Genomic DNA, 1,347 nt, shown 5'->3' with positions numbered 1-1,347 from the left:
GCGACGGAGTGCGCCGCCAGCTGAGTAGGTGGCGGCGGATCCCGATCACTGTCAGGAGTGCGTTCGGGGCGCGCTGGCCCCACTCGGCGAGTTCGTCGATGCTCCTCGCTCCCGAGACGACCGCGCAGGCACACACCAGCAGGATCGCTGTGAGCGAGTACCACCGGCCCCGCCGTGCGCGCGGGTCGGGCACCGAGTCGAAGTAGGGGCGCAGGTCGGCGATCCGGCCGGTGTCCAGCGGCCCCAGCTTCACCAGCACGGCAGGGATGGGAGAGGATGCAGCAGCAGGCACGGGCCACCTCATGATCATCTGGCTTAGACACCACAATGATCACGAAGCCCGTGCCTGCTCTGCTATGCGCCCCAACCGGTCACAACCCGACCAGCCGCACGACCCCGGAACTTGCAACCGCCCTGCCCCACGTGGCCAGGCTACGAAGACTGGGCCAACCCAAACTGGTCGAACCGCAAGCCTCTCGCCGCACATCTCAAGCCCACCTGGGAATACAGCACTCCTCTCCGCACAGAATACGAGCGCCGCGCTGCCCTCGTCGAGATCGATGCACTCGTTTCCGTGTGGCTGGGCATCACAGCGGATCAACTGGTAACCATTTACAAATCCCGTTTCTATGTCCTGGCGCAGCGTGAAGCCCAAATGTACTTCGATACGAATGGCCGAAAGATCGCCGCGAGTCACCATACTTACGGCAATGGCCAAACCAAGCAGGACTACATCGACCTCATGGCTCACATGGAGAACCCAGAAACCACTCCACCTCCGGCCGGTTACACCGCTCCCTTCTACAAGGCGGACCGTGAGGCAGAAATGCGCTCTGCGCACGCGCACTTCCAAGCTCGTTTGGACAAGGAGATCGCTGCCGGTCGCTGGACTCCCCCTGGGAGCCGTGAAGTCTGAGCGCCGCTCCTCATGACGACGGTCGGCGCTTCCTTGTGAAAAGAGCCGACCGCCAGGACCCGCCGTACAGTGCCGCCCGCCTGACCATCTGGCGGGCGGGCTCACGCGACCACAAGCTCACATCGCCCCAAGCAACGCAGACCACGCCGCTGGGCCAACACTCAGCACAGGTCCACCCTCCACCGCCTGCTTTGAGTCCCGCACATGTACGACACCGCCAGCGACAGAGACCTCCACGCACTCGCCACCCTCGCCGCTGCTGTAGGTGCTCTTGCGCCAGATCAATTCACCGTTCGCCTTAGCTTCGTCCACGGCGTTCATCTCTCTCCCAGTAGCTTCTCGATCAGTTGCAACGACTCACGCGGCGTCAGCCACGGCAGCTGTAGTTCGTGAGGCGTAAGGCAACGCGGCTGGTCAGCGTGGTGGATGGG

The 1,347-nt window shown here is 63.6% G+C and carries 3 protein-coding genes; 1 reads left to right on the top strand and 2 read right to left on the bottom strand.

Going from position 1 to position 1,347, the window contains the following annotated elements:
• The coding region (locus ACFP2V_RS16740) for a transposase family protein (protein ID WP_381212271.1) at positions 1–259 on the bottom strand (259 nt) is incomplete at its 3' end.
• A 315-nt stretch (positions 260–574) separates the two neighbouring features.
• Here ACFP2V_RS16740 and ACFP2V_RS16735 point away from each other — a divergent pair.
• Positions 575–916, top strand: coding sequence for a hypothetical protein (locus ACFP2V_RS16735; protein WP_381212268.1), 342 nt, complete (start codon positions 575–577; stop codon positions 914–916).
• 117 nt (positions 917–1,033) lie between these two features.
• Here the strand turns inward: ACFP2V_RS16735 and ACFP2V_RS16730 are convergent, their stop codons facing one another.
• Complete coding sequence (locus ACFP2V_RS16730; protein WP_381212265.1) at positions 1,034–1,237, bottom strand: DUF397 domain-containing protein; 204 nt, start codon at positions 1,235–1,237, stop codon at positions 1,034–1,036.
• Positions 1,238–1,347: the final 110 nt, after the last annotated feature.

The sequence above is a fragment of the Streptomyces incanus genome, from assembly GCF_042656345.1.
Lineage (GTDB): Bacteria > Actinomycetota > Actinomycetes > Streptomycetales > Streptomycetaceae > Streptomyces > Streptomyces incanus.
This window is presented reverse-complemented; position numbering and strand designations above follow the sequence as displayed.

What these genes read in the sequence shown, in the direction of transcription:
- ACFP2V_RS16730 (WP_381212265.1), bottom strand. Translation starts at nt 1,237, where the DNA reads ATGAACGCCGTGGACGAAGCTAAGGCGAACGGTGAATTGATCTGGCGC.